The sequence below is a fragment of the Candidatus Obscuribacterales bacterium genome (assembly GCA_036703605.1).
Classification (GTDB): domain Bacteria; phylum Cyanobacteriota; class Cyanobacteriia; order RECH01; family RECH01; genus RECH01.
The window spans coordinates 1-6,725 of record DATNRH010001064.1 but is presented as its reverse complement, the minus strand read 5'-3'; the positions used below and the strand labels follow the sequence as shown (position 1 = coordinate 6,725).

The following is a 6,725-nucleotide window of genomic DNA, read 5'->3' as shown; positions in this document are numbered from 1 at the left end:
CGGGGCTGACGTCGTTGGCGGGGGGCGGTTTTTTGCTAGCCCATACGCCGCAGCGTAATGTGTTATTCGACTTTTTTACGCAAACACCGCGCCGTAAGCGGCCGATCGATCAGGTAGACTTCTACCCGGTGACGGTCAATTTTGGCGAGGCGGTGCAGGATTTTCACATTGGCCTAGGGGCGATCGCTGTTCCAGGAACCATCGGCGGTATTTACCATGTACAGCAAACCTTGGGACGCCTGCCCTTTTCAGTGGTGACAGAGCCGGCGATTCACTACGCCAAGACGGGGGTGGAGGTGAATGCATTCCAGGCCTATTGTTTTCAAATTTTGGAGCCGATCCTGCTGCGCGATCCGGCTATGCGTCAGGTCTATGCACCTACCGGAGTTTTGGCACAACAGGGCGATCGCCTCACCATGCCCGACTTTGCCCGCACGTTAGAGCATTTGGCCCAGGTGGGAGTGGCGGATTTTTATCGGGGAGAGCTGGCCCATCAGTTGATTGCCGATTGCCAGGAGCGAGGCGGGTATTTGACCTTGGAGGATCTTGATCAGTATCAGGTGATCGAACGGCAGCCCCTGGCGATGCAGTATCGCGGCAAAACGTTTATCACCAATCCTCCACCTAGCTCGGGTGGGGCATTGATTGGCTTTTCCTTGGCCCTGCTAAATCACGTGGATCTGTCCCAGATGACGGCGGGCAGTCCTGACCATGTGCGGTTGCTGGCGGCGGTGATGCGGTTGACCAACCAAGCGCGTAAGGATGGCTACGATCGCCGTCTCTATGACCCGGATGTGGCCCAGCAGTTTCTGGCTCCGGATCACCTAGCGGCCTATGCTGAGCACCTGCCGGTGAATAAATGGGGCAGCACCACCCACATTAGCGTTGTCGATCGGGAGGGCAATGCTGCCAGTGTCACCAGTTCCAATGGTGAGGGCTGTGGCTATGCGATTCCGGGAACGGGGGTGATGGTCAACAATATGTTGGGCGAAGCCGATCTGCATCCCCACGGCTTCCATAGCTGGACGGAAGATGTGCGCATTTCGTCCATGATGGCTCCCACAATGATTCTGGAGGGCGATCGCCCCTCGATTGTCCTAGGGTCGGGAGGATCAAATCGCATTCGCACGGCCATTTTGCAGGTGATCTCACATCAACTGGACTTTGGCATGGATCTGGATGCAGCGGTGCATCATCCCCGCATCCATTGGGAAGATGGCATGATGAATATAGAACCGGGATTTCCGTCCCTCGATTGCGATCGCCAACAGTTTCCCTTTGACCAAGGCGTTCTGCAGTGGGAACAGCAAAATATGTTCTTCGGCGGTGTTCATGCGGTGATCCGTCAACCAGACGGGACGCTAGATGGGGTGGGCGATCGCCGGCGGGGTGGCTCAGTGTCCTTGGGCTAAGTCGCGCCAATGCCTTTCCTCGGTTGGATTCTAGGGAATAGGCAAAAAAAAGGGAGAGCAACTGGGCTCTCCCTACCATCAGGGTGCATCTACATAACACAGTATGGCACTCCAGGGGTGAGGGGTCAAACCCCCTGCCGTGGTTTTTCGCAAAAGAATCGTGAAGTTTTGCCGATCGCTTGATGTCTCCTTCACATATGCCAGATGACTTAAAACCCCGTAACCCTTGGCTAGCTAAGGTCTTAGCCTTTAGGTTGTCCATCAGAGAGCTGTCTTGTCGAGCTCTGACTTCAAAGAATGTTCATGGTGCAATGCCCGTGGCCGTCTTCCCTGGAAGGGCGGGCTTGGGCATCTGCTCGGCAGGCATCTATCCCCACGCCTGGGTTGAATCGAGGCGTTCAACGTTGCACAACCGGAGGTACGAGCTTCCAGAGATAGTTTTCAGGTCAGGTTGATCACCTTGAGAGTTCCCATGGAAATTGCCCGATTTTGGGCAATCGATCATACACTGACACATGGTCTATGTTCCCTCACACATCCCGGTCAAACGGGAGCCAAGTTTATGACGCCAGACCCTACCTCAGACGCGACGCCCACTAGCCCCCAAGTCTCTGCCCTCGCCCAATCGTTGGCTGAAAGCAATGCCAACCCCCAAGTGCGGTTCAAAACCGAGGGAGGACGGCTCTTGCTGCTGTTGCCACCTGAGTCCGATGCTCAGGTTTCTGTCACCTGGAATGAACTCTATCAACAGCTTAAGCATCGCCTGAATGCGGGCGATCGCTTTTGGAAAGACGGTACGTCAGTACATTTAATTGGCCGCGATCGCCTTTTGGATGCTCGACAACTGCAGGCGATCGCCGATGCTCTGCTCGATGCTGGTCTCATCCTGAAGCGAATTTACACCAGTCGTCGGCAAACCGCCGTGGCCGCTGCCACCATTGGCTATTCCGTGGAGCAATTATCGCCGGTAACGCCCCTCACCCAGTCCAGTGGCGAAGCCAGCAACCCCCTGGCCGATCCTCTTTATCTGCAAACTACGGTGCGATCGGGGATGGAAGTGCGCCATCCGGGCAGCATCATTATTCTCGGGGATGTGAATCCAGGAGGCAGCGTGATTGCCGATGGTGATGTCCTCGTATGGGGCTATCTGCGAGGCATGGCGCAGGCGGGCGCTAGCGGCAATGATCGCTGTGTGATTATGGCGCTGCGCATGGAGCCTACCCAAATTCGCATCGCCCAGCGGGTGGCCCGCGCGCCCGCCTCCCCCGATGACTACCATCCGGAAGTGGCCTACGTGGCCTCGGAAGGAATTCGTATCGCGCGGGCCGCCGATTTCCCTAAAATGCGGTTAGACTCTAGGTCAAGCTAAGCGCTTGTAGGACTCCATGGGCAGTAGAGAATCTATCTGGGTAGACCGCTCGTTCAAGGTCAGAACTAAGATGACCTCGATGTAAGCGATCGCCTCCCCTCTAGCCCGCTTGGACAAAATGCCCTAGAGTAATCAGGGATTGATTTTGGTCTTCCTCGGGATGGTGACATAGACTGAGTTCTATCTGCCACCGAGCATCAGATTCGAGCTTCCCGGGGTGCTGGGGTTGAGATGAATGCTCCGCTACCTCTCTGTTGTTGTCTATTCGGTAATCGCCACAATCCATGAGTCGTATCATCGTTATCACGTCTGGCAAGGGTGGAGTTGGTAAGACCACCTGCTCCGCTAACCTGGGGATGGCGATCGCCCAGCGAGGGCATAAGGTCGCGGTTGTGGATGCAGACTTTGGTTTAAGAAACCTCGATCTCCTCCTCGGGCTAGAAAATCGCATTGTCTACACCGCCGTGGAAGTGCTGGCGGGCGACTGTCGGCTGGATCAAGCCTTGGTGAAGGACAAGCGGCAGCCCAACCTCGCCCTGCTGCCCGCCGCCCAAAATCGCTCCAAGGATGCGGTGACGCCGGAGCAAATGAAGCAGTTGGTGGAATCGCTGACCGAGTCCTTTGATTTTGTGATCATCGACAGTCCAGCGGGCATTGAGCAAGGGTTTCAAAATGCCACCATTGCTGCCAAAGAGGCGCTGATTGTCACAACGCCAGAGGTGTCGGCGGTGCGGGATGCCGATCGCGTGATTGGGCTTTTGGAAGCCAATGATATTAAAAATATTCGGCTGATCGTCAACCGCCTCAAGCCGGTGATGGTGCGGGATGACATGATGATGTCGGTGCAGGATGTGCAGGAAATCCTAGCTATTCCCCTGATTGGCGTCATTCCCGATGATGAACGGGTGATTGTATCCACTAATCGGGGCGAACCGCTGGTGCTCTCAGAAAAACTCACCCTCGCAGGGATCGCCTTTGAAAATATTGCCCGCCGTTTGGATGGCGAAGAAACGCCATTTCTAGACCTGAGTGCGGCCCATGATGATTTGTTTTCGCGGATTCGGCGGATGTTTAGGAGTTCATCCCGTTAGATAAGAGGAACTGTGGTCATCTCCGTTGACATGACATGTTTCAATCGTTTGGGTGCAGCCCTGCCGGCTTAGCAGCGCAACTGGATAGGTTGGATGAACAACTAAACTGCACATCGTCTCTTTAAGTGGCAAAGCTCATGATCGGTGAATTAATAGACAGATTACTCACGCGCGGAACGCCCGAAACGAGCCGCACCTCGGCAAAGCGGCGCTTGCAGATTGTGCTAGCCCACGATCGCGCTGACCTACCCCCGGCCCTGCTCGAACAAATGCGCCAGGAAATTCTAGAGGTGGTGTCTCGCTATGTGGAAATTGACTCCGATGGCACCGAGTTTTCCCTAGAGAATGATCAGCGCACCACGGCTCTGATTGCCAATCTGCCGATTCGTCGCGTTAAGGCAGAACCGACACCAGATACTTAGACCGGCCAGATCCCATACCCAGATCAGACCCAGATACTCAAAAACTGGAAGATGGCCTGCACCTCCCAGTTCGTGGTCTATGAACTTCAATTGAACTTCAACTGGACTTCAATCTTACGCCGCTGTGAGCCCATAGGCAGACATGCGCATAATTTCGCGAGTGTTGAAGCCAATGTTGCTGAGGGCTTCACCATAGCTGATCATGAAATCTTCGACGAGGGCTTCCTTTTCCATCGCCAAAACATGGGCATCAGCTTCCACTTGGTTCAGCATTCGCCAAACGATGGGCAGGTTTTGCCGATTGGCGTCTTCTAGCTCAGCCTTGGCGGTCTCAAAGTTGGCCTTCAGCCACTCTTCACCAAAGTTGAGGTGTAGATATTCGTCTTTGACAACACCTTCGGTGATCTTGCGGGCAAAATCATCGGCGACGGGGATATAGATGTTGTAGGCGGCGATCGCAAAACACTCGATGATCAAGGACTGAATCAGAAGACAGGTAACAATCTTGCCTTCCGCAGCTGCGGTTTGAAAGTTTTGATGCAGACTGGAAAAGAACTCTTTCGCAAAGTCCATATCCGGCGACACGTCTAGATTACGTCCACATGCTTGGAAGCCCTTTTTGTGGCGGTTTTCCATTTTGGCGAGCTTCAGCAACTCATCTTTGCTGTCGGGCATCATACCAGAGAGTTGCTGGTAGTTCTCGTATGCCTCTTGCTCTCCTTCAATGACGATCGCATTGATGCGACTGTACGCATCTTTGTAGGTTTCACTCTGAAAATCAAGTTCTGGGCTAAGCTCAAGCTGCGGCATAACGTTGCGTCTCCTCAATCAAAACGGTGCCTTTGATCCACACAAGCGTCAGAGTCGTGGTCGGTACGCTCAGGTTGTTCATATATATAGTCAGAGGGCTGGGTCAGGCCTCCCTTAACCTACACCCTAATAGGTTTCGGGGGAGATTTACAAGCATTCAGGTTCACCCATAGGAATATTGCATCTTTTTTGCACAAAACAAAGTTGGATATTTATCAATAGTTCTGGCTAGATCAGCAAAATCGACGGTTTTGCGCTGAGTATTGGTTCTGTTCAAGAAGATCCATAGAGGAACTTCAGAACATCATCAGGAGGGGGGAACCTATCTGAATGCTGTGGTCAAACTATGGTTCTTGAAGGGCTGATGATGGGGTTCTTTATACTAGTCTAGCGATTGACTCCGTGAATCGACGGCACGATGGGCAAGCAGATCCTGTTTGCTGCTGAACTGGCAAGCGATTCAGCTAGTTTGAACGAGGATCTAGATCCCGCGATCGCTTCAATCGATGCATCTAATCGCTCATGATCGCTTCAATCTACTCGATCATGGCACAGGTTTCAGGATTGCCGTTCGTCTCGATAGAGACTCCCAGCATCTTTGTAGGGTGCTGCTAGGCAAAGCCGTAACGCACCGTCTCGCTTGGATATCCCAACCATGTCTGTCTCAGCCGATCGCCTCCTCTGGAGCCATCACCTCATCGAGCCGACTGTGTTAGATTCACGATCTAGATCTGAACGATGCCTCTGTCTTGAAGTCTGTCTTGGAGACGTATGCCCGAAGAGTTGTGCCCGGTGAGTAGTGATCCAAAGGATGGGATGGAGACATCCTGGTTTGTTCGGTGGATGCAATCACAGGCGATCGCTTGGCTGACGGTGGTCGGTCTTGGTTTGGGGGCGCTGCTAGTGCTGGCTCCCCTGGGCGTCATGCTGCTCATCTCGTTCCAGGGGGAGGGGGCAGAATCGGTGTCCTTTGCTGGGCGATCGTGGTCATGGACATCCTATCGGCTGGCTTGGCAGCAGGGACATTTCCTGCTGAGTTTTGCTAACTCCACCCTGGTGGCCTTAGCGGTCACCCTACTGCAGGTGTTGACCTCAACTCTGGCGGGGTATGCGATCGCTCGTTTCCAGTTTCGCGGCCGTCGGCTCTTGCTCTTGGCGATCGTGACAACCCTGGTGATTCCGTTCCAGCTTTTGGTGATTCCAGTCTTCATGGTGCTCACTTGGGGGCATTTGATCAATACCTACGCGGCGCTGATTTTGCCAACGGCGGCTAGTGGATTTGGTATTTTTTGGATGCGGCAATGTTTTCAGTCTCTGCCGATCGATTTGGAAGAAGCCGCGATGCTAGATGGGGCCACGCGCTGGCAGGTGCTGTGGCGAGTGGTGTTTCCCTTAGCCCGTCCGGCGGTAGTGACCCTAGTTCTACTCACCTTCATTGGCGAATGGAACGATCTATTTAAGCCGCTGGTGTTTACCACTCGTCCAGAACTACGCACCGTTCAGCTTGCCCTAGCCGAATTTCAGGAGCAGTTCACCAGTAGCTGGTCGCTGTTGATGGCAGCGGTGGCGATCGCAACTCTACCGGTTGTCCTGCTTTTTCTGATTGGCCAGCGTCAGTTTA

General features: G+C 53.9%; 6 protein-coding genes. 5 read left to right on the top strand and 1 reads right to left on the bottom strand.

From position 1 onward, the window contains the following. The 4 genes from ggt to minE all read left to right on the top strand — a co-directional run. Positions 1–1,412 (top strand): gamma-glutamyltransferase (ggt, locus tag V6D20_21695; GenBank protein ID HEY9818397.1); only part of this gene is annotated, 1,412 nt, incomplete at its 5' end. A 562-nt stretch (positions 1,413–1,974) separates the two neighbouring features. After that, the gene (minC, locus tag V6D20_21690) at positions 1,975–2,781 is read left to right on the top strand and encodes a septum site-determining protein MinC (protein HEY9818396.1); all 807 of its coding nucleotides are present in this window, start codon (positions 1,975–1,977) and stop codon (positions 2,779–2,781) included. A gap of 284 nt (positions 2,782–3,065) precedes the next feature. Then, positions 3,066–3,872 (top strand): septum site-determining protein MinD, encoded by an 807-nt coding sequence (minD, locus tag V6D20_21685; protein ID HEY9818395.1) that lies wholly within the window; start codon positions 3,066–3,068, stop codon positions 3,870–3,872. 137 nt (positions 3,873–4,009) lie between these two features. After that, positions 4,010–4,294, top strand: coding sequence for a cell division topological specificity factor MinE (gene minE, locus V6D20_21680; protein HEY9818394.1), 285 nt, complete (start codon positions 4,010–4,012; stop codon positions 4,292–4,294). A 114-nt stretch (positions 4,295–4,408) separates the two neighbouring features. Here the strand turns inward: minE and V6D20_21675 are convergent, their stop codons facing one another. Beyond that, positions 4,409–5,104, bottom strand: coding sequence for an aldehyde oxygenase (deformylating) (locus tag V6D20_21675; protein ID HEY9818393.1), 696 nt, complete (start codon positions 5,102–5,104; stop codon positions 4,409–4,411). Positions 5,105–5,875: 771 nt separating this feature from the next. Between V6D20_21675 and V6D20_21670 the strand changes: the two genes are divergently transcribed. Then, on the top strand, positions 5,876–6,725 hold an 850-nt coding region (locus tag V6D20_21670), incomplete at its 3' end, for a carbohydrate ABC transporter permease (GenBank protein HEY9818392.1).

Excerpts from the sequence above, each read along its gene's own strand:
- minC (HEY9818396.1), top strand. The coding sequence starts at position 1,975 with ATGACGCCAGACCCTACCTCAGACGCGACGCCCACTAGCCCCCAAGTC.
- V6D20_21675 (HEY9818393.1), bottom strand. The coding sequence starts at position 5,104 with ATGCCGCAGCTTGAGCTTAGCCCAGAACTTGATTTTCAGAGTGAAACC.
- minD (HEY9818395.1), top strand. The coding sequence starts at position 3,066 with ATGAGTCGTATCATCGTTATCACGTCTGGCAAGGGTGGAGTTGGTAAG.
- minE (HEY9818394.1), top strand. The coding sequence starts at position 4,010 with ATGATCGGTGAATTAATAGACAGATTACTCACGCGCGGAACGCCCGAA.